Raw genomic sequence first — 19,326 nt, 5'->3', positions numbered from 1 at the left:
TTATGGATGTCATATAGTCGTTCCTTCGGGACGGCTTTTTTTGTTATAATGCTAACATTCGAATACTGAGCTTATAGAATGATATCGAAACGGTAAGATATGCATTAGGAGCGATGATATGTACACTGATTTACCAATACAAGCGATTATTCCTGAGTTGCAGCAGCTGTTTTGTGAGCAGGACACAGGTGTTTTGATTGCTGAACCGGGCGCCGGAAAAACAACGGTTGTGCCGCTGGCAATGCTTGAACAGCCTTGGCTGGATGGCAAAAAAATTATTATGCTGGAGCCGCGGAGACTCGCTGCTCGTTCAGCCGCGTCGAGAATGGCAGCAACGCTGGGTGAAAAGGCAGGACAAACGGTCGGATACCGCGTACGAATGGATACCCGGGTAAGCCCAGCTACACGAATCGAAGTGGTCACTGAGGGTGTATTAACGCGTATGCTACAGCAGGATCAAGGACTTGAAGATACGGCAATGATCATTTTTGACGAGTTTCATGAACGACATCTTCACGGGGATCTGGGGCTTGCTTTGGCGCTGGAATCGCGGGCCATGTTGCGGCCGGATCTGAAGCTGCTGGTCATGTCGGCAACGCTTGACCCGGAACCGGTCTGTCGTATGCTGGGCGAAGATACACAAGTTGTGCATTGTAAAGGCCGTACGTTTCCGGTGGAAACGAAATATGCCGGGAAACCTGCCGCAGTTGAAATCGAGAGTTGGACGGCTCGTACCATTATTCGGGCATTGAGTGAAGAACAAGGGGACGTTTTGGTTTTTCTTCCCGGAGCGAGAGAGATTCATCGTACGGAAAGGGAACTGTTGCAAGCATCTCTTCCTCCGCAGGTCCTTGTACATACGCTGTATGGCAGTATGTCTGCCGAGAAGCAGGATGAAGCAATCCGGCCTGCGGCGGGTGGCTGGCGCAAGGTTGTGCTGTCCACTTCCATTGCGGAGTCGAGTCTGACTCTTCCGGGTGTAAAAGTGGTCGTGGATGCAGGACTCAGCCGGGCGTCGGCTTTCTCGCCAAGGACGGGTATGAGCCGGCTTGTCACACAGCCGGTCTCCAAGGCGTCCGCTGACCAGCGACGCGGACGTGCGGGGCGTATTGCCCCGGGGGTGTGTTACCGGCTATGGAGCGAGGAGGCTCATGGCGCGTTGCCTGAAGCAACACGCCCGGAGATCACCTCCGCGGATCTTGCGCCGCTGGCGTTGGAGCTTGCCGCGTGGGGTGTCCAGTCCCCAGCTGAGCTTAGCTGGCTGGACACCCCGCCTGATGCGGCTTACGCTCAGGCACAGGCGCTGATGCGCCAGCTGGGCGGCCTGGACGACGCAGGCCGCCTCACGCCCTTTGGGCGGCGGATGAACACGCTTGGTGTTCATCCGCGGCTGGCCAGCATGTTGCTCCGCGCGGCGGAGCTTGGGCTGGCCAGCTACGCCAGCACGCTGGCGGCGCTGCTGCAGGAGCCGGCAGGCCTCCGCAGTAGCAGCGCAAGTGCTGGCGGCGCGGGCACGGACTTGCGCCCGCACGTGGAAGCGCTGCTGGCCGCAGGCAGCAGCGGGGGGCCGCCAGCGGCGGCGGCTGGCGCAGACGGCGCTGCCGTGCGGCGCATGTTGCAGGAGAGCCGCCAGCTATGCTCGGCGCTCGGCAACGCGGCGGCCGATCTGGTGCGGCCGGATGAGGACAGCTGCGGGTTGCTGCTGTCCTTTGCGTATCCGGACCGGATCGGGCAGCGCCGCGAGGACGGCCGCTATCTGCTGAGCAGCGGCCGCGGAGTACGGCTCGCGGGGGCAGAGTCGCTGAGCCGTTCCGCCTATCTGGTCGCAGCCGAGGCCGACGACCAGGGCGCAGATGCGCGTATCCTGCTGGCTGCGCCAGTGCAGGAGCAGACGATGCTGCGTGCCGCGCAGCATCTATTGCACGAGGAGGTGCTGGTGGCTTGGGATCGCACGACTAGAAGTGTGCGGGCACATAAGCGGCAGCGCATCGGAGCAATAATGATCAAGGAAAGCATGATTGCACAGCCACCGGAAGATCAGGTGCTGGAAGCACTATTGTCGGGGATACGACTGGAAGGGTTGGACATCCTGCCGTGGAGTAAAACATCGCGCCAACTTGCGGAGCGCATGCGTTTTCTGCATCTGCACATGCCAGACTGGCCTGATCTGATCGAGAATCATCTGACGGATGAGTTGCAGGAACAGCTTGCACCGTATCTGGCAGGAATGCGCTCGGCCGCTGATCTGAAGAAACTGTCCATGCATGATGTACTTTTAGGCGGACTTAGCTGGGCGCAGCGGCAACAGCTAGATGAAGAGGCGCCTACCCACATTCAGGTTCCGAGTGGTTCTCGGATTCCTGTGGATTACAGCAATCCGGAAGATCCAATCCTGGCTGTTCGATTACAAGAGATGTTTGGACAGCAAGAGACCCCTCACATCGGGGGCGGTCGCGTTCCGGTCACGCTGCATCTATTATCTCCGGCGCAACGTCCTGTGCAGGTTACAAGAGATTTGGCTAATTTCTGGCGTGAGACCTATTTTGAAGTGAAGAAAGATTTAAAAGGGCGATATCCGAAACATTACTGGCCGGATAATCCGCTTGAAGCGATCGCAACGAATCGTGCGAAACCGCGAACAACCTGATAATCAGGTTGTTCATAATCTACAGAAGTCAAACTGAACATGTCTATACCTACAGTCTGATGACAGAATAACCCTACGGAACGCTGTATTTTCGCTTTGTCTTGTATGCCCCTCTCGTCGCGAAGCATATGCATCAGACGCAGATTTCATTTTGAGCGGGAACATCCCCGCAGTATCGCTGTTTCAGTTTTTTTCTATGGATGATCTCGTCATTTTTTGTCTCCAAAGGTATTCGGTCTTTTGGCTCAAATTAGTATTTATGCATATGATCATTAGCCCAGAGACGTTTGAAAGAGAGAATGACGGGTAATAACATAGCGAACCACTCAAATCCATGAGGAGGTATTCACTATGAAGAAGAAAATCGTAGGTGTGTTTAATACAGAGCGTGAGGCATCCGATGCTATTGAAAGTTTAAAAGCCGAAGGATTTACATCGGATGAGATATCTGTCGTAACGCAGGACAGAGATGAGCTGAAGGCTATTCGGGAAGAGACAGGCACAAAAGCGCCAGAGGGTGTAGCAGCAGGTGCAGCCACAGGTGGTGTGCTTGGAGGTGTAGCAGGTTTGCTTGCTGGCATTGGTGCACTGGCTATTCCGGGGATCGGCCCGATTCTGGCTGCAGGACCTATTGCCGCAGCATTTACAGGTGCAGCTGTAGGTGCAGGAGCCGGAGGATTGGTTGGCGGACTTGTAGGACTGGGTATTCCAGAAGAGGATGCGAGACAATATGAGGAGTATGTGCAGCATGGTAAAATTTTGTTGCTCGTAGACTCATCGGATCGGGATAGCGCGGTATACGATGTGTTTAACCTTAACCGTCAGACTCATTCCAACATCGATCCTGTGCATGGTGAAGATGTGAATACTGCTGATGCCCGTCCAGATCTTGATATGGAAGAACGCCGGATGGAAGCGCAGACCAAAGCTGCTCGTTTCGGCAACAACACCTTTTTGTAAAGACTGAACGCCACAGAACACATGCGGGCTCATTTGGGTTAGAGACTTGAAATAGCAATGATGCATGTGAACGATAAAACAGACTGAAGCCGGTCTCCGCTGAGGAGAGCGGTTTTTGTCCTCATACGGGATTCGGCTATGTCAGGCAGGGAATAACAATACATACAGCAACACCGCAAGCGCGAGGCCAATCACAAGCAACAGGAGACTGAGAAAGGTGATAAGTCCGGTAGTGGCTTGGAAGGTCTGCTCATTAATCTGTGTGCGTTTACGGTGGTAAGCAATGGCTGAACAACCAATGACGGCAATGCCGCCAAAGAGAGAAGTGATTCCCGTGATGATGGCAGCAAGATGGGCAATGCGGTCATAGGTGGTTGAATGAAAACCGAAACCGGCGGCAAGGAAACCGATCCCGGCCATTGCAATGCCTGTGCGCACCCAGGCGAGAAATGTACGTTCGTTAGCCAAGTGTTGTTGAACCGTTTTGGATTCAGGGATTCTGGATGATTTGTCAGACATTCGTTTTACATACCTCCAATGGATGGTTATCGTTTTTTATTTGATATTGCAAGAATTAAGAAAGGTAGGTTGAGTGATTTGCCTCGCAAAGAACGAATTACTGAAATCGAAACATTACGAGGCCTGGCCTTTGCAGCGGTTGTACTACAGCATTCAATTGCTCATTATTCGTTGGTTCCGCAGGCTGGACTTCAGGACGGCGTCGTGCTGGCCTTGCTACTGATGTTAGCGAAGTTTGCTGTGCCACTTTTTATATTTATAACCGGGATGGTGCTGTTCTACAACACAGGTGATAAGCTCCATTACGGCCAGTTTATGCGAAAAAGAGTCATGGATGTCATCTTGCCTTATGTGGTCTGGTCTCTTATTTATTTTATACTTGCCCCGCGTAACTGGGCAACATTCGGCTGGCAGGACATTCCGGACCTCGCTCTGAAGCTCGTGACGGGTAAGACGGCTTCACATTTCTGGTACATCATTATGCTCATTCAGTTTTACGTGTTTTTCCCGTTATTTTTGCGTGGTATTCGGTACGTGGTTCATCGTTACCAAGCCAAGGGGCGAATGCTCGCACTGCTGGGTTCAGGCGTCTTATTTCTGGTTCTATCCGATCAATTAAGGAATATTGCCGGATGGATGGAGCGGATGCAAATCCCCGTGCTGACAGATGCTTTTACAACCTATGCAGACCGTAATTTCATCTATTTCTTTTTTTATTTTGTACTTGGTGCTGCGGCAGGACTTTCGGTACAGCGCTGGAAAGAATGGATTAATCGGTTGCGCTGGGTCTACTGGTTGGTGTTTATAATCTTGGGTCTACGGTTTATGTATCTATTAATGCTGGAGTTTCAGAAACCCGAAGGAATTCAAATCCGATTTTATACCGTCAGCCTGATCAGGCCGGATATGATTTTGTTCCTGATTGCTTCCATCATGGTCATGTACCAATTAGCCAGTAAGCTTCATCACCATCGCGTTCTTTACTGGCTAGGATGGATTGGCAGTATGTCATATGGAGGATATTTGATGCACATGCTGGTACTGCGTTACAGTTACATTCCAGACGAATGGTTGTACGTGGCGTGGGGCTGGAATCCTGCGATACGCACGATTGTCACTTGGATTGTAGCACTGACCGTATCTTGTGTGCTGACTTGGCTGATCTCGCGTTTTAAATGGGGAAAATGGATCGTAGGCGTTGTACCGAAACACCCAAGCCAATAAAACACCTGCTTCGGACCAAAGATGATTATTTCATCATATGAAAAATTCATAACAATAAAAGCTGTGCTTTTCTTACATCAGCCCTCCTATATCCAATCTCTTGATCCTGCTTACTCACCATAACAACACGTTACAAGAGTGGAATCAGGATCAAGATGGCAGGATCAGAACATATGTTTTATAATGAGAGATAGACAGGTTCTGACAGGAGGGAAAGCTCATGGCTTTTATGATTGCACAGCGGGCATTTATCAAAGTTTATCTGATCACGATGGTGGAGCAACATAGAGGTTATGGTTACGAGATGCTGGAAGCGATGAAGCAGGAATTCAAAGATTACGGATATGTACCACCCCAAAGTGAAGTATATCGGGCATTACATGAGCTGGTGCAACAGGGAATCTTTTATCGAACCAAAAAATTAAAGGGAAACGACCCCAAAGTTGATTTCCAGGAAATTGTTCTTTATCACTTCACTGATGATGGGGCGGCCAAAGCAGAGTTGTACAAGAAACAGGTGAAAGCCGATCTGGATCGTTGTCTTGGCATTTTGCACAAGGCAGAAGCGGATAATTACGGTACGAAAGGAAGATGAGCATGAACAGACCTCTGCAGTGGGGTGTACTGGGTACTTCAACGATTGCCAAAAATGCTATTATTCCTGCAATTCAGCAGTCCGAACGTGGTGAAGTACTGGCGATTGCCAGCCGCTCCAAGGAAAAGGCTGAAGCTCTGGCCGAAGAGATGGACATTGTCAGATCCTATGGCAGTTATGAGGAACTTATTGCTGATCCGGATATCCAGGCCGTCTATATCCCGTTGCCAAATCATCTGCATCGAGAGTGGACGATTAAAGCTGCCGAGGCAGGAAAGCATGTGCTTTGTGAAAAACCTGCCGCGCTGAATGCCAAAGAATCCATAGAGATGATTAAGACATGTGAACGTCATGGGGTGTTGTTCTCAGAAGCTATCATGTATCGATATCATCCGAAGCACAGACGGGTGCAGGAGATTATCGAGAGTGGCGAGATTGGAACGGTCAGAGCGATTCATGGTAATTTTACATGTAATACCGCAGATGACAAAGACAATGTGAGATTCAAAAAACACATGGGTGGCGGTTCTATTTTTGACCTCGGTGTATATCCCATTTCTGCTGCTCGGATGTATCTGGGACAAGAGCCGGAAGCCGTTACGGTTCATGCCTTATTCTCAGAGGAACATGATGGTGTGGATATGATGGCTTCAGGGCTGATTGAGTTTCCGAACGCAGTGGCTCTGACCTTTGATTGTGGCATGTGGGCGTCAGGACGGGCTGAGATGGAGATTCTCGGAACGGAAGGACGTATTGAGCTGCCTAAAGTGTTCGGCTGGGAGAATAGTGATATTCCGCCTCAGATCATCATTCATACGGATTCCGTCAGCCGGGAGGAACGAGTTTCGGTATCCAACTCCTATGTGCTTCAGGTCGAAACATTTGCAATGGCAGCTCTTGAGGGAGAGGCGTTGCCATTCGGTCCGGACAACACCATTTTGAACATGCGTGTGATTGATGCCTGTTTGGAATCTGCGCGCAAGCGTCAGCGGGTGCTGGTGGATCGTAGTCCGATTTAAGCAACTGCTACAGCTGTAGTGCAATGACCTCCGGACTTTAACCTTTATTTAGGCTGTACATTTAAAATCAGGCATGATACAGGACTCCATCGATGACGATGAGAGTCTTTTTTGTGTGGTTATGCAAAGGCCAATCAGGATGGATAGTCAAGCCTGATATGTGTATAGATATTTAACGTTAAAAACATCCTTAAGGAACACGTTAAAAATATTTTCACGTTTGTATTGATTTTTGCATAAACTTCGTTAAAATAATATTAACATGAAAAATATTTTAACGTTGAGGAGTGGAACAGTGATGAACGAGGGTGCTGTGGCGGGGAAACAAGGTTTGGGAGAATTAATTCGAATCAGGCCATATATGCAATTTATGTTGAGTAAGATGGTGTCCCGCTTTGGGGATTCCATCGATTCGATTGCATATAGCTGGATGGTGTATATTTTAACCGGCTCCAAGGTACTGATGGGCACACTTCTAGCCGTTAACTTTTTACCGAATATTCTGTTTGGGCTGTTCGCTGGGGCATTGGTGGATCGATTATCTCCGAAAAAAGTCATCGTCATGACGAATACCGGACGCGGAGTGATGGTTGGACTCACAGCACTTTTATTCGCCCTGGGGCAACTTGAGGTGTGGCACTTATTTGTATTTACGGTTCTGAACTCCTTGCTGGAATGTTTCACGTCACCTGCCGAGGTGTCCAGCGTTCCCAGGTTATTGCCTCAGTCCATGTTGCTTTCAGGTAACGCGATGACCTCATCAGCCACTCGATTGGCTGAACTGGCGGGGCTAGCCGCGGCAGGCGCTTTAATTGCAACCGTAGGTATTGCGTGGACTATCTGGATTGACGCCGCGTTGTTTGCACTAAGCGCAATCTTGATGAGCCGGGTGGACTATCCAGAATGGATGTCACCGCGAGCAGTGTCATCTGGCGCCAAGAGTCTGATCTCCGAGATGGCGGAAGCTTTTCATTTTCTACGTAAACATGCCTTGTTATTCGTCTCTTCCGTGTTATTCGCTTGGGTTAACTTCTGCCTGATGCCATTTAATGTGCTACGTACACCTTACGTGATGGAAACACTGCAAGCAGGTGCTTGGGGATTAAGTCTGCTTAGTGGGCTTTTAGTTGGAGGGATCGTGCTTGGGGGTCTGTGGATGTCACAACAAGGGACGCGTTACCGTAAAAGCGTGCTGGTTATCTCCGGCATTGTTATGCTTGGTTGCGGATACGCCATGACTGCACTTCCGGCTTATATGACGTCATTCCAGCTTCCAACGGCAGGTGTGTTCTGTCTGCTTATGGGTTTAGGTATACCGCTTGCTACAACGCCGCTCGTTTCATATCTGATGGAAGTGACGCCTTCACATATGCTCGGAAGAGTGTCTGCGCTGCAAAGTATGCTGGTCCTAAGTGTTTCACCACTCGGTAGCCTTCTGTCCGGTGTTCTGGCCGACTGGTTTTCGATGCCGATCCTGTTCATTGTATTTGGCGTATTACTGGGGTTGTCTGCGATATTACTTCTTACCAGCAAAAGTTTTCGGCGGGAGATGTAAGTGTACGTCCTTTTGACCGAAGTCCTGTCTGAACGGTATAATATAGGGAACGAAGGGCAGGCAGGTACCCCGGAAATGAGGACTCGGATATGCAGCAACATAAAGTGCTCTCAACAATTGAAGAGATCAAAATATATTCTGATCCATACCGGATACAGATTATGAATATGTTTAACCGTCAGGGCAGACCTTCTACCGTGAAGGAAATTGCAGATCTGATGGGAGAAGTGCCTGCGAAGGTGCATTATCATGTGAAAAAACTGGAGAAAATCGGTCTTCTAACCATGGTATCCACTCGGGAAATCAACGGCATTATCGCAAAATATTACGAGCCCTTCTCGGGTGAAATCCACCTTCGTCACAAGGATGAAGAGGATGAAAATTCACCGCTGAAGCAGGTTTTTCGCTCCGAAACGCTAAAGTTGCTGAACGAAATGTTCGAACAGAGCCGACAGCGCTTTATGAATCATGCGGAGCATGATCGTCAGGAGAAACGTTTTATCTCAGACATGACGCTGTACGCTACGGCGGATGAAGTAGAGGAGCTATATCAGCAGATTGTGGAGCTGTGCAGACCGTATTTAACCAAGGATGAACAGAAATCAGACCATCAGGTTTTTCAGCTGTTCACGGCGCTGTCCAAAGAGGCACAGGTTGCGTCGCATTCTGATTCTGGAATTAAGAAGAAAAAGGCAGTTTCGGCTGGGCAGAAAAAAGAAAAAGAAAAAGAGTCTGCTTCCAATGCATCTACAAGGCCATCCTCAAAGGCATCGAAAACATCTGAAACATCAAGTACGGCGAAAAAATCGAAACCTGCTGCCAAACGGAAAGCCTCAGAACCTAAGGCCTTTGATTCTACAGATGAATAGCTGATCAAGATCGAAATGAAATATGTTAGTTCTTTCTAGTGTAAGGCGCAGGACGGACCAAATGTAGACGTATGATAGTCGATTCATTCATTTTAGGAAGAGAGAACAATCGGGTAGCATGGAGTTACAGCAAAAAAGCCGCCAATGGCGGCTTTTTATTATCATAATGCGATAGGGCTGATTCCATCCGAGTCGAAGTTACTTTACATGTTCTCGTCGTAATCCTTCACATCTCGTTTGGCGGCCATCGCGGGGGAATTGGATGTACCATAGTCCTCAACAGCTTCCCATGCTTCTGCATGGTCAAACTTGCCCGCGTTACGTTGTCTCACTTCCCCGGCACCACTCGGTGGCATCGTCATGACCTCTTCCTCAACAGGGCGATCATTACTTACGTTCCGGTTTGGAGTATCATCGATGCAATAGGCGGTATAAGGTATAGCTTGCAAACGTTCAAAAGGGATCTCTTTGCCACATGTAACACAGGTTCCATATGTACCCTCATTCATACGTTCGAGGGCTTCATTGACCTGATTAAACTCTTCGGTTAGTGTATCGTCGATTGCGAGGTCACGGCTACGTTCAAACGTTTCTGTTCCCGCATCTGCCGGGTGATTATCGTAAGAGGAGAGTTCGCCTGTAGAATCTTTTAACGACTCTGCTGGTGCGCCATCCTCCATACTGGATTCAAAATGACGTTGCAGATCCTCACGCTGCTCCAGCAGGGCTTGCTGCAATTCTTTACGTTGATCTTGGGTTAATGTACTCATAAGGACATGCTCCTTTCCCGCTTGAGGGGGTGTAGTGACTTCTTACCCGAAAAGCAAGTGAGGCAATCATTTTGCACGGGAGAGGGCGGTTTCGTTTTATATCTGATGCATTATGTGTTATAAAAAATAGAGAGAGAAATTGCCGTGTGTTCTTTTCGAATGAATGGAACCGCTGCTCGGCTATAATGGAGGGTTGTCAAGATGGATGAACATATGAAACGAAGATTGGACAAACAGAGACAATTGTTCAAACAACTGGGTGTACAGCTGGATGCTTTATCAATTCATGAGAAACAGTTCAATTATAAACTTCGTGGTTATGACCCGGACGAGGTAGATGCGTACCTGGATCTGGTGATTAAGGATTACGAGCGCTTTTATGCTAATATTGCGGATTTAATGGATAAATGGCAGGAACAACAGTTGACCATTCGTGACCTCAAAAATTCGGTCAAACCTGTCGAAGACCCGAATAAGATTGATCGCAAACAACTGGATGACATCGTGAAGCAACTGGAGTATACTGTGCGACAACTCAAAGTCAGAGCACGTCCTGAAAAGGATCTGTTTATGGAATAAGGCTGGAACATCCGGGATTATATTAAAAAAGGTGGTTAATCATGAGTACTCATTTTTCGGTCAGTGTGCATTGTTTGTTGTTACTGTCTCTCAGCGCGCCTGAACGAATCACGTCTGCTGAAATTGCGGGCAGCGTAAATACCAATCCTGTCGTTGTCAGACGTATACTGGGAGGGCTGAAAAAGGCAGGATTAGTCAATTCTTCACCAGGCACTCGAGGGTTTTATTTGGCAAAGCCAGCGAGTGAAATTACACTTGCCATGGTTTATGAGGCAGCCAAGGATGAAGGACCATTGTTCCCGATTCATGGCAATTGTAATCCCAATTGTGAAGTAGGCCTTCAAATCGATGGACTGCTGACCAATCTGTATCAGATTGCTGAATCTAAAGTGGAGCAGTTCTTTGCAACGATCACGCTTGAAGATATGGAGCGTACCAGTACCGAGCGGATTCAGGCTTCACAATTAGAGGGGAACCAGAAGTCGAACTAAGGGAAGGCGGTAATCACATGAAGATCATTGTTATCTCCGACACGCATCTACCAAAGAAAGCAAAAACATTACCAACACCATTGGTTGACGCATTGACTAGTGCAGATCTCATTCTTCATGCAGGGGACTGGTCAGACTGGAGTGTGTATGAATTACTAAGCCATTACGCTCCGGTCGAAGGTGTAGCTGGTAACACGGACCCATCCGAGATTGGAGAGAAGCTGGGTTTCTCGCGAATTGTTGAAGCGGAAGGATTACGGCTTGGACTTGTGCATGGTCATCGTGGATCAAACGGAACAGAGCAGAACGCCATTCAGACCTTTGCTGGAGAGCAACTGGATGCGGTAGTCTATGGGCATTCCCATATTCCGGTGATGCATACCGTAGATGGTTTACTTGTATTTAATCCGGGTTCACCCACGGACCGCCGGTTTCAGAAGCGATTTTCGTTTGGAATCATGACGGCAGAAGATGGGAAATTGCAGGCCGAACATGTTTTTTTTGATCGTGAATAGATCGTGTTTGTATGGACAAGTTGGCTTGGATAACGATAGAACAACATTCCATATAAAAGGTGTCTCTGAACAGAAGTCATTTCTGATTTAGAGACGCTTTTTTGTTTTTGGAGGATGATTTTGACTTGAAACGTTATCTCTGAATGGGGAATATGTGCGGTTTGTTATCTGTCATTCATCTGTTTGCGTTATGCTCTATGGCAGTGATCGAGAGAGTGATACAATGCGTTTACGACATAAAATGAATGCGTTTACATAAAGGGGAGGTTCAAGAACATGAAACTGTCCATATTCACTGTTGCTGTCCCTGACCTGGATGCTAACGAGCTTGCTTCCGCAGCGGCGGCAGCGGGCATCGCTGGAATCGAGTGGAGATATCGCGGCATACCGGAGGATGCGTCGGCTGAACAACCTTCGTTCTGGCGGAACAATCGGTGCTCCATCGATCCGGACAGATGGCAGGAACAAGTTCCTGTTTTTCGGGAAGCAGCTGAAGCCCATGACAGAAAGTCTATCGCACTTGTGCCATATCTCAATTGTGGAGACATGGTTGCAACCGAGCAAGCATTCCAGGCCGCATCTACACTTGGCGCTTCGATGATGCGTGTGGGTGTTCCGGGTTATGACCGGAGTACAGCTTATCCCGAGTTATACGGGAAGGCCGTTCGTTATCTAAACGAAGTTCAGGATATAGCGAAACAGTATAACATCAAGGCCGTCATTGAAACGCATCATCAAACGATTGCGCCAACGGCTTCTCTAGCCTATCGTCTTGTACAATCTCTTGACCCGGAGCATGTCGGGGTACTCTATGATCCGGGCAACATGGTGCACGAAGGGTATGAAAACCATCGCATGGGACTTGAACTGCTTGGTCCGTATCTCGCCCATGTGCATGTGAAAAATGCAGGGTGGTACAAGAAGGAAGTCGCGAATATATCTGATCAGAAGGCGTTGACTCCGAGAAGTGACTCTGAACAATCGCTAAGCACGTTGTGGGAATGCCACTGGGCTCCGCTGACGGAAGGTATGGTGGACTGGGTGCAGATGGTACGTGATCTGAGAGCAGTTGGCTATGACGGTTATTATGGCATCGAAGATTTTAGCGGAACTTTGGATTCCAGAGCGATGTTACAGCATTTTGCAGACGTTTTTGCTGAAATTGAGCGTCGCGTAAACGAGGAGGAGCAAGCATGAGTATCGTTCGAGTAGCGGTCATTGGAATTGGAAATATGGGGGCATCACATGCCAGAACATTGGTGGCTGGAGAAGTACCGGGTGCAGAATTAGTAGCTGTATGTGATGTGAGAAAAGAGATGGAGAGCTGGGTAACGAGTAACCTTCCGTCTACCGTAACGTATTGGCAGGATGCTGAGCAGATGATGTCTTCGGGAACAATTGATGCCGTCATTGTTGCCACGCCACACTACGATCATCCCGAACAAGCGATCCAGGCATTCCGGCATGGCCTGCATGTGATGATCGAAAAACCAGCAGGTGTGTATACAAAACAGGTACGGGAGATGAACGAAGCTGCTGCGGCAAGCGGTAAAGTGTTCTCCATCATGTACAATCAGCGGACCAATCCGCTGTACATTAAGCTGCGTGACCTGATTGCCTCAGGTGAGCTTGGTGAGGTGCGGCGTACCAACTGGATTATTACGAACTGGTATCGTTCTCAGAGTTACTATGATTCCGGCGGCTGGCGTGCAACATGGGCAGGCGAAGGAGGCGGTGTGTTGATTAACCAAGACCCGCATCAGCTGGACTTGTGGCAATGGACGATTGGCATGATGCCTGTTCGTATGCGTGCCTTCTGCGCCTTCGGTAAATACCGGAACATTGAAGTGGAAGATGACGTGACCGCTTATGTCGAATATGAAAATGGAGCGACGGGGGTGTTTGTAACCACCACGGGTGAAGCACCAGGAACGAACCGCTTTGAGGTTAGCGGCGACCGCGGTAAAATCGTCATCGAAGACGGACAACTCACCTTCTGGCGCTTGCGCGAATCGGAGCCAGAGTTCAATCAACGTTTTACCGGCGGATTCGGACAGCCGGAATGCTGGAAATGCGACGTGCCGATTACAGGCATTGAGACAGGTCATCCAGGGTTAATCCGCAACTGGGTTGATGCGATTCGCACAGGTGCCCCGCTGATCGCTCCTGGGCAGGATGGCATTCACGGCTTAACGTTATCCAACGCGATGCTGCTGTCCACTTGGACGGATAACTGGGTTGATCTGCCGATCAATGAAGACTTGTTCTATGAGCACTTGCAGGAACGGATTGCCAATTCAACAACGAAGAAAGACAAAGCATATGCGGGCGGTCAGCCCGCCGATCTGAGTCAGACCTTTAAATGATGATGTAGATAAGTTCAACTGAGGATTTACACGGAACACTCCGATGACCTCTGAACCTCAAACTTGATCTATATGTGTTTTTGAATATAACTTTTAAAAAGGATGGGATAACATGGCTAAAGACGGAATGTTCTATGCACCCAAAAGTGTGACAAAAGAAGTTGTGTGTCAACCGGGAGAGTTCACAATCGCAGCTGTAGCATTAGATCACGGACATATCTATGGTATGGTTGGCGGTTTGCTGGATGCTGGAGCTACGCTCAAATGGGTATATGACCCGGACCCGGCGAAGGTGGAGGCATTCCGTAAACAATTCCCTCAGGCACAGGTCGCCACATCCGAAGCGGAAGTACTCGCGGATGAAGAGGTATTACTGGTAGCAAGCGCAGCTATAACATCAGATCGCGCACCACTCGGCATGAGAGTGATGGCGGCTGGCAAAGATTATTTTACGGACAAAGCCCCATTCACCACGATGGAGCAATTAGACTTGGCGCGTGAAGAAGTGAAGCGTACGGGCAAAAAATACATGGTGTATTACAGTGAACGCTTGCACGTGGAAAGTGCCATCTATGCGGGACAGCTCATTGAACAAGGAGCCATCGGCAAAGTAGTTCAAGTTATGGGTACAGGACCACACCGCTTGAACGCGGGCGGAAGACCAGATTGGTTCTTCAACCATCAGCAATACGGCGGCATTCTCTGTGACATTGGTAGTCACCAGATTGAACAGTTCTTGACCTTTGCGTCGTGCAGTGATGCACAGGTAGCATTCAGTCGGGTCAACAATTTCAATCACCCACAGTTCCCTGAACTGGAGGATTTCGGTGAAGCTTCCCTGATCGGTGATAACGGAGCATCCGGCTACTTCCGCGTAGACTGGTTCACACCGGACGGCCTCGGCACTTGGGGCGATGGCCGTACCGTTATTCTCGGTACAGACGGTTACATCGAGCTGCGCAAGTACATCGACATTGCACGCGAGCCGGAAGGGGATCAGGTGTATCTGGTTAACCATGAGGGTGAGTTCAGATACAACGTCAAAGGCAAAGTCGGTTATCCATTTTTCGGTCAGCTCATCCGCGATTGTCTGGATCGTACCGAGACTGCTATGACACAGGAGCATGCATTCAAGGCAGCAGAGCTGTGCCTGATCGCCCAACATAAAGCCATGAGCGAACGCGTAGTGTGGAGTGTCGGTGGCAAGTAAGGTTTAGGAGTTGGGAGTAAGATTTTAGGTATGAGGCAGTAAGCCTTTAATATAAGTCAGAGCAGTCCCATTGTAACTGTAGGTATGCTTGTTAGTTCGTACTAACAAACGACGCGCGGTTGAGGGACTGCTTTTCTCTATTGACGACTTCGCAGATGGAACAAATTGGGTTATATTAGATGTAGTACGCATATGAGTTTGAAATGAGAGGTATATACGAAGTTCGTAGATATATCGGACTTAGCTAAATGTCTGGGACACTGTGAATGCAATAACACTTCTATAAACTCAACAATCGTAAAAAACACAATTATATGCAATTCGAAGTGGTTGATCTCCTCGTATAACAATATATTAATACATCAACACCTTCGGCCCTCAGTTCGCGAGGAGTAGTAGCAAGGGAGTGGAATCAGCGGCCACATCCTCATCGATTAACCGCTTCGCGGTCGGTTGCTGGCGTTGATTTAAGTAGGTGCGTAGTCGTGAATACAAAAACGTTATACTACAGAATCAAATGAAAAGAGAGCCGTTTGGCTCTCAATTAGAATTTATATTTAATTCATTATGTAATTGAAGAGCATCTTTAAAACCTTGCAAGTAGATTTCACGTTCTAGGATTGTTTGAACTGAGAGGTCTGCATCATCGTAAAGAAATAGAGTTTTATGCATATCTTGAGGTAGAAGTTCATGTAACTGTTTGAAGTAAAGATTTCGATCAGATGAGAATTGATTATAAATAGTGTTGTTCTTGAGAAGGTCGCTATATAAGGCTTCAATCCGATTACGTATCAACGAATCAAGTAAGACTTCTAAGGAATTGTACATAAATGATCACCTTTCGTCATGTTTTATTTTGCAAACAAAAGTTTAACTTATTAAATATTATTTTATCATAACGAAATAAATAGTCAAGACATATAAAAGATATTTTTGATTAATAAAATATATTTTCATATAATTAAAGAAAAATTTAATTCAGATATGAAGGAGTACCAGATGATAAGTTATAAACCATTTCAAAAATTATTGATTGACAGGGAGATTAAGAAACAAGATTTATTGAAAATGACGGGGATTTCTTCGGCAACGATGGCAAAGCTGAACACGAATGAGTATGTATCTTTAGAAGTCATTGATAAGTTATGTACGGCATTGGAATGCCAGCCTGGAGATCTTTTGGAACATCTAACAGACCAATGAAAGAATAGAATATAAGAGGATGTTGGTTAACTCGAAGATGTGATTCCGTCGTATAACATAATATTCAAGCAGCGGCTCCAATGGAGCCTTGGTCTGCTGGATGAATTTTGTGGAAGCATTTCAGCAGACACATCCAACTTCGTTGGACGTCGTGAATACAGGAACGTTATCTGAAATCAAATTAAAGGAGAAATAAAATGGGAAAAAAATTAACTATATTTCTTGTGGACGGTTCGGAAACAGGACCTCGAACAATCGAAATCGGTAATTGGTCAGGAAAGGCTGTATATTCTCAACGTTCTTCTTTACCCAAAATTATAGAGCGCTCTGAATTTGATAGACCAGGAGTATATATTTTAAAGTCCTTACCAAACAGTGAAAACTATAATGAACGCATATACATAGGGGAAGCAGAGAATCTCAAAAAAAGATTAAAACAACATTTAGCGGATTCAGATAAGGACTTCATTGAGATTGTAGCTTTTATAAGCAAAGACGAAATGCTCACTAAGTCTCATATAAAGTATTTAGAATCTCGAATTATCTCTTTATCTAAAGAAGCAAAAACAGCCGAGATTGATAATTCGGTTCAGCCTGAACTATCAACTCTCCCGGAAGCTGATATTTCGGATATGGAGTATTTTCTAGAACAAATGAAATTAATTTTTCCAGTAGTTAATTTTATGTTCTTGGTTCCTTCTACCCTCAAACAATCAAGTGAGACTGTAATTGCTCCAGTACAAGTCAATAGCGATATTGTATACACGCTTAAAAGTAAAAGAGCTTCTGCTAAATTGATTGAAACTGAAAAGGGCTATGTAGTTCTGTCTGGATCTCAAAGTTGTAAACAAACGTCAAGTTCAATCTCTGAAGGATGGATCAAGCAGAGAAATAAGTTGATAGAAACCGGAGTCCTAATCGATAGTGGAGAATTTTATATATTCAAAGAGAATGCGATTTTTTCTAGTATTAGTGCAGCGACTGCTGTAGTCCTAGGACGTCAAGCAGCTGGACCAGTAGAGTGGGTAGATGCTAACGGAAGGACATTTAAGCAGAACCAAGAAAAGAAATTTGAAAGCGAAAACAGTGAAGGTTAATTTGACATCTCATAACAATATACTCACGCTGCGGGCATACGCCCTTGATCCGGCATTCGCCGGACACCCGACATGTGTCGGGTCGTGAATACAGGAACGTTATAAGAAATTGGCGCAAGATATTAAGAACCGGGGTGATACCTATGAAATTCATATTGATATTTGGCCCACAGGCCGTTGGAAAGATGACGGTTGGTCATGAATTAACGAAAATAACGGAATTGAAATTGTTTCACAATCACATGTCGATCGAGCTATTTCATCCCTTTTTTGGTTTTGGTAGTGAAACTTGGAGGTTATCAAGTATCGTAAGAAGAGAGCTTTTTGAATCGTTCGCAAGCAGCAACCAGTATGGACTTATTTTTACTTACCTTTGGGGGTTTGATCTTCAGAAGGACTGGGAATTCGTCAAGCAAACATGTAACTTGTTCGAATCGAAAGGGGCAGAAATTTATTTTGTTGAATTAGAGTCAGATATAGAAGAACGATTAAAACGAAATAAAACGGCGTTTAGACTTGATCAAAAACCAACAAAAAGAAATATTGAATATTCAGAAATGGACTTAATCAAAACGATGGAAGAACATCGACTCAATTCTAAAGAGGGAGAAATTACTAGAGAGAACTATTTGAGAATCAATAATACAAATTTAAGTGCAGATGAAGTCGCAAGATTAATTAAAGATGAATTTAATTTATAGTACGTGTGAGTAATTCAAGAAGACAGCAACATCCGATAACATAATATTCACGCTGTGGACATTCGTCCTTGGTCCGGCGTTGCCAGACACCGAGCATGCGCTGGGTCGTGAATACGGGAACGTTATACAAAACCTGTGCAAGTGATAATATATAAACAAAATCTTAAGATACAAGAAATTTAGGCTAGTGGGGGATTAGAAATGAATAAAATGGTTGAGTATGGTTTTTTATGTGGCAGTAAGGATGAAAAGGTGCTTATGAGTGCTCTTTACAGTTTTTTAGAACCATTAAATAGAACTTTCTCAAAAACGAGGAACAAAAGCTTGTTAGATTCGAGGCTTCCATATGTTTATAAATATTATTATTGGAATTTGAACAAAGAAAAACAAGTATATATAGAAGTTTATCCCAACAAAGATTTAGAAGGGAAATATAAGTTTTCGAACGAGGACGTTGGCTGGATACTCTTTGCTAATATTATAGATCAAACACCACCTTACCATGTAACAATCGAAGAGCAAGAAAGGTATCTCCATGATATTTTAGCCTCATCGAATTTTGAGTATTTAAAGTTATATGAGTACAAAAATGGTGAGGAGAGATTGTAAAGGAATGAATATTTAATGATTTTAGTTTTGGAAGGCGGCGGATATGAAGGAGCTGATTTTAGTCACGGAGTTAGGCAGCCTGTCGATAATAAACAGGTACAGATCTTTCTCGAACTCAAAAATCAAAAATTTAATCCAGAGGTGATTAGAGATAAAGAATGTTACTTAGAGGTGAATATTGAGGGTGTGAGAAATAGCCTGAATAGAATTCTAAAGATTTATACAGAAAGAGCAAGCAAGGAAGAACAAGATATAATTATATGCCAAGCAATGAATGAAGTTTTTGAAGGATATGAAGGTGCCTATATCACTAAAGAACATATTCAAAAATTGTCTTCAAAATAGCAGAAGATTTTGTGAATTGGAAATATAGAATTGACACGGAATTATCTATTGA

The 19,326-nt window shown here is 46.4% G+C and carries 21 protein-coding genes; 18 read left to right on the top strand and 3 right to left on the bottom strand.

The window, feature by feature from the left end:
• Positions 1-118: 118 nt before the first annotated feature.
• Positions 119-2,647 carry an ATP-dependent helicase HrpB gene (gene hrpB / locus J2T16_RS06275; RefSeq protein WP_499017977.1) on the top strand — a complete coding sequence of 843 codons (2,529 nt, stop codon included), beginning with the start codon at positions 119-121 and terminating at the stop codon, positions 2,645-2,647.
• A 351-nt stretch (positions 2,648-2,998) separates the two neighbouring features.
• Positions 2,999-3,607, top strand: a complete 609-nt coding sequence (locus J2T16_RS06270; RefSeq protein ID WP_090921042.1) for a general stress protein — start codon at positions 2,999-3,001, stop codon at positions 3,605-3,607.
• Positions 3,608-3,748: 141 nt separating this feature from the next.
• On the opposite strand, the gene J2T16_RS06265 is transcribed toward J2T16_RS06270, so the two are convergent.
• A complete protein-coding gene (locus J2T16_RS06265; RefSeq protein WP_090921040.1) occupies positions 3,749-4,126 on the bottom strand; it encodes a YidH family protein in 378 nt (125 codons plus the stop codon).
• A 78-nt stretch (positions 4,127-4,204) separates the two neighbouring features.
• Here J2T16_RS06265 and J2T16_RS06260 point away from each other — a divergent pair, with 78 nt between their 5' ends.
• The 5 genes from J2T16_RS06260 to J2T16_RS06240 all read left to right on the top strand — a co-directional run bounded on the left by J2T16_RS06260 (position 4,205) and on the right by J2T16_RS06240 (position 9,388).
• The gene (locus J2T16_RS06260; protein WP_221791090.1) at positions 4,205-5,350 is read left to right on the top strand and encodes an acyltransferase; all 1,146 of its coding nucleotides are present in this window, start codon (positions 4,205-4,207) and stop codon (positions 5,348-5,350) included.
• Between the two features lie 220 nt (positions 5,351-5,570).
• Positions 5,571-5,945, top strand: a complete 375-nt coding sequence (locus J2T16_RS06255) for a replication termination protein (RefSeq protein WP_090921036.1) — start codon at positions 5,571-5,573, stop codon at positions 5,943-5,945.
• Between the two features lie 2 nt (positions 5,946-5,947).
• Positions 5,948-6,964: a Gfo/Idh/MocA family protein gene (locus tag J2T16_RS06250; protein WP_154983855.1), complete on the top strand. Its 1,017-nt coding sequence runs from the start codon at positions 5,948-5,950 to the stop codon at positions 6,962-6,964.
• Positions 6,965-7,262: 298 nt separating this feature from the next.
• A complete protein-coding gene (locus J2T16_RS06245; protein ID WP_186812276.1) occupies positions 7,263-8,519 on the top strand; it encodes an MFS transporter in 1,257 nt (418 codons plus the stop codon).
• Between the two features lie 89 nt (positions 8,520-8,608).
• A complete protein-coding gene (locus J2T16_RS06240) occupies positions 8,609-9,388 on the top strand; it encodes an ArsR/SmtB family transcription factor (protein WP_260511137.1) in 780 nt (259 codons plus the stop codon).
• Between the two features lie 203 nt (positions 9,389-9,591).
• Here the strand turns inward: J2T16_RS06240 and J2T16_RS06235 are convergent, their stop codons facing one another.
• On the bottom strand, positions 9,592-10,158 hold the full coding sequence (locus J2T16_RS06235; protein ID WP_154983853.1) for a TraR/DksA C4-type zinc finger protein: 567 nt from the start codon (positions 10,156-10,158) through the stop codon (positions 9,592-9,594).
• Between the two features lie 201 nt (positions 10,159-10,359).
• Between J2T16_RS06235 and J2T16_RS06230 the strand changes: the two genes are divergently transcribed.
• The 6 genes from J2T16_RS06230 (at position 10,360) to J2T16_RS06205 (ending at position 15,319) form a co-directional block, all read left to right on the top strand.
• The gene (locus tag J2T16_RS06230) at positions 10,360-10,737 is read left to right on the top strand and encodes a DivIVA domain-containing protein (protein WP_154886309.1); all 378 of its coding nucleotides are present in this window, start codon (positions 10,360-10,362) and stop codon (positions 10,735-10,737) included.
• A 41-nt stretch (positions 10,738-10,778) separates the two neighbouring features.
• On the top strand, positions 10,779-11,228 hold the full coding sequence (locus J2T16_RS06225) for an Rrf2 family transcriptional regulator (protein WP_154983852.1): 450 nt from the start codon (positions 10,779-10,781) through the stop codon (positions 11,226-11,228).
• Positions 11,229-11,245: 17 nt separating this feature from the next.
• Positions 11,246-11,743, top strand: a complete 498-nt coding sequence (locus J2T16_RS06220; RefSeq protein ID WP_154983851.1) for a metallophosphoesterase family protein — start codon at positions 11,246-11,248, stop codon at positions 11,741-11,743.
• A gap of 276 nt (positions 11,744-12,019) precedes the next feature.
• Positions 12,020-12,940 carry a sugar phosphate isomerase/epimerase family protein gene (locus J2T16_RS06215; protein ID WP_154983850.1) on the top strand — a complete coding sequence of 307 codons (921 nt, stop codon included), beginning with the start codon at positions 12,020-12,022 and terminating at the stop codon, positions 12,938-12,940.
• A complete protein-coding gene (locus J2T16_RS06210; RefSeq protein ID WP_221791083.1) occupies positions 12,937-14,109 on the top strand; it encodes a Gfo/Idh/MocA family protein in 1,173 nt (390 codons plus the stop codon). Before J2T16_RS06215 ends, J2T16_RS06210 begins: the two co-directional genes overlap by 4 nt.
• A 112-nt stretch (positions 14,110-14,221) precedes the next feature.
• Positions 14,222-15,319 (top strand): Gfo/Idh/MocA family protein, encoded by a 1,098-nt coding sequence (locus J2T16_RS06205; protein ID WP_339838132.1) that lies wholly within the window; start codon positions 14,222-14,224, stop codon positions 15,317-15,319.
• A 540-nt stretch (positions 15,320-15,859) separates the two neighbouring features.
• On the opposite strand, the gene J2T16_RS06200 is transcribed toward J2T16_RS06205, so the two are convergent.
• A complete protein-coding gene (locus J2T16_RS06200) occupies positions 15,860-16,147 on the bottom strand; it encodes a hypothetical protein (protein ID WP_079696379.1) in 288 nt (95 codons plus the stop codon).
• A 171-nt stretch (positions 16,148-16,318) separates the two neighbouring features.
• On the opposite strand from J2T16_RS06200, the gene J2T16_RS06195 reads away from it, so the two are divergent.
• The 5 genes from J2T16_RS06195 (at position 16,319) to J2T16_RS06175 (ending at position 19,274) form a co-directional block, all read left to right on the top strand.
• Positions 16,319-16,522, top strand: a complete 204-nt coding sequence (locus tag J2T16_RS06195) for a helix-turn-helix domain-containing protein (protein ID WP_024629424.1) — start codon at positions 16,319-16,321, stop codon at positions 16,520-16,522.
• Between the two features lie 197 nt (positions 16,523-16,719).
• Positions 16,720-17,619, top strand: a complete 900-nt coding sequence (locus J2T16_RS06190) for a GIY-YIG nuclease family protein (RefSeq protein WP_154886304.1) — start codon at positions 16,720-16,722, stop codon at positions 17,617-17,619.
• Between the two features lie 143 nt (positions 17,620-17,762).
• Positions 17,763-18,320: a DEAD/DEAH box helicase family protein gene (locus J2T16_RS06185; protein ID WP_154886303.1), complete on the top strand. Its 558-nt coding sequence runs from the start codon at positions 17,763-17,765 to the stop codon at positions 18,318-18,320.
• Between the two features lie 201 nt (positions 18,321-18,521).
• Positions 18,522-18,929 carry a hypothetical protein gene (locus J2T16_RS06180; protein WP_090921001.1) on the top strand — a complete coding sequence of 136 codons (408 nt, stop codon included), beginning with the start codon at positions 18,522-18,524 and terminating at the stop codon, positions 18,927-18,929.
• Between the two features lie 27 nt (positions 18,930-18,956).
• Entirely contained in the window at positions 18,957-19,274 is a 318-nt protein-coding gene (locus J2T16_RS06175; protein ID WP_499017975.1) for a hypothetical protein, read from the top strand.
• Positions 19,275-19,326 lie beyond the last annotated feature (52 nt).

The sequence above is a fragment of the Paenibacillus intestini genome, from assembly GCF_030803945.1.
Classification (GTDB): domain Bacteria; phylum Bacillota; class Bacilli; order Paenibacillales; family Paenibacillaceae; genus Paenibacillus; species Paenibacillus polysaccharolyticus.
Note: the sequence above shows the minus strand (reverse complement) of the source record. Positions and strands in the feature narration are given on the sequence as shown.

Bases quoted from the DNA above. Each gene is read 5' to 3' on its own strand.
- hrpB (WP_499017977.1), top strand. From the start codon at position 119: ATGTACACTGATTTACCAATACAAGCGATTATTCCTGAGTTGCAGCAG.
- J2T16_RS06270 (WP_090921042.1), top strand. From the start codon at position 2,999: ATGAAGAAGAAAATCGTAGGTGTGTTTAATACAGAGCGTGAGGCATCC.
- J2T16_RS06265 (WP_090921040.1), bottom strand. From the start codon at position 4,126: ATGTCTGACAAATCATCCAGAATCCCTGAATCCAAAACGGTTCAACAA.
- J2T16_RS06255 (WP_090921036.1), top strand. From the start codon at position 5,571: ATGGCTTTTATGATTGCACAGCGGGCATTTATCAAAGTTTATCTGATC.
- J2T16_RS06250 (WP_154983855.1), top strand. From the start codon at position 5,948: ATGAACAGACCTCTGCAGTGGGGTGTACTGGGTACTTCAACGATTGCC.
- J2T16_RS06245 (WP_186812276.1), top strand. From the start codon at position 7,263: ATGAACGAGGGTGCTGTGGCGGGGAAACAAGGTTTGGGAGAATTAATT.
- J2T16_RS06240 (WP_260511137.1), top strand. From the start codon at position 8,609: ATGCAGCAACATAAAGTGCTCTCAACAATTGAAGAGATCAAAATATAT.
- J2T16_RS06235 (WP_154983853.1), bottom strand. From the start codon at position 10,158: ATGAGTACATTAACCCAAGATCAACGTAAAGAATTGCAGCAAGCCCTG.
- J2T16_RS06230 (WP_154886309.1), top strand. From the start codon at position 10,360: ATGGATGAACATATGAAACGAAGATTGGACAAACAGAGACAATTGTTC.
- J2T16_RS06225 (WP_154983852.1), top strand. From the start codon at position 10,779: ATGAGTACTCATTTTTCGGTCAGTGTGCATTGTTTGTTGTTACTGTCT.
- J2T16_RS06220 (WP_154983851.1), top strand. From the start codon at position 11,246: ATGAAGATCATTGTTATCTCCGACACGCATCTACCAAAGAAAGCAAAA.
- J2T16_RS06215 (WP_154983850.1), top strand. From the start codon at position 12,020: ATGAAACTGTCCATATTCACTGTTGCTGTCCCTGACCTGGATGCTAAC.
- J2T16_RS06210 (WP_221791083.1), top strand. From the start codon at position 12,937: ATGAGTATCGTTCGAGTAGCGGTCATTGGAATTGGAAATATGGGGGCA.
- J2T16_RS06205 (WP_339838132.1), top strand. From the start codon at position 14,222: ATGGCTAAAGACGGAATGTTCTATGCACCCAAAAGTGTGACAAAAGAA.
- J2T16_RS06200 (WP_079696379.1), bottom strand. From the start codon at position 16,147: ATGTACAATTCCTTAGAAGTCTTACTTGATTCGTTGATACGTAATCGG.
- J2T16_RS06195 (WP_024629424.1), top strand. From the start codon at position 16,319: ATGATAAGTTATAAACCATTTCAAAAATTATTGATTGACAGGGAGATT.
- J2T16_RS06190 (WP_154886304.1), top strand. From the start codon at position 16,720: ATGGGAAAAAAATTAACTATATTTCTTGTGGACGGTTCGGAAACAGGA.
- J2T16_RS06185 (WP_154886303.1), top strand. From the start codon at position 17,763: ATGAAATTCATATTGATATTTGGCCCACAGGCCGTTGGAAAGATGACG.
- J2T16_RS06180 (WP_090921001.1), top strand. From the start codon at position 18,522: ATGAATAAAATGGTTGAGTATGGTTTTTTATGTGGCAGTAAGGATGAA.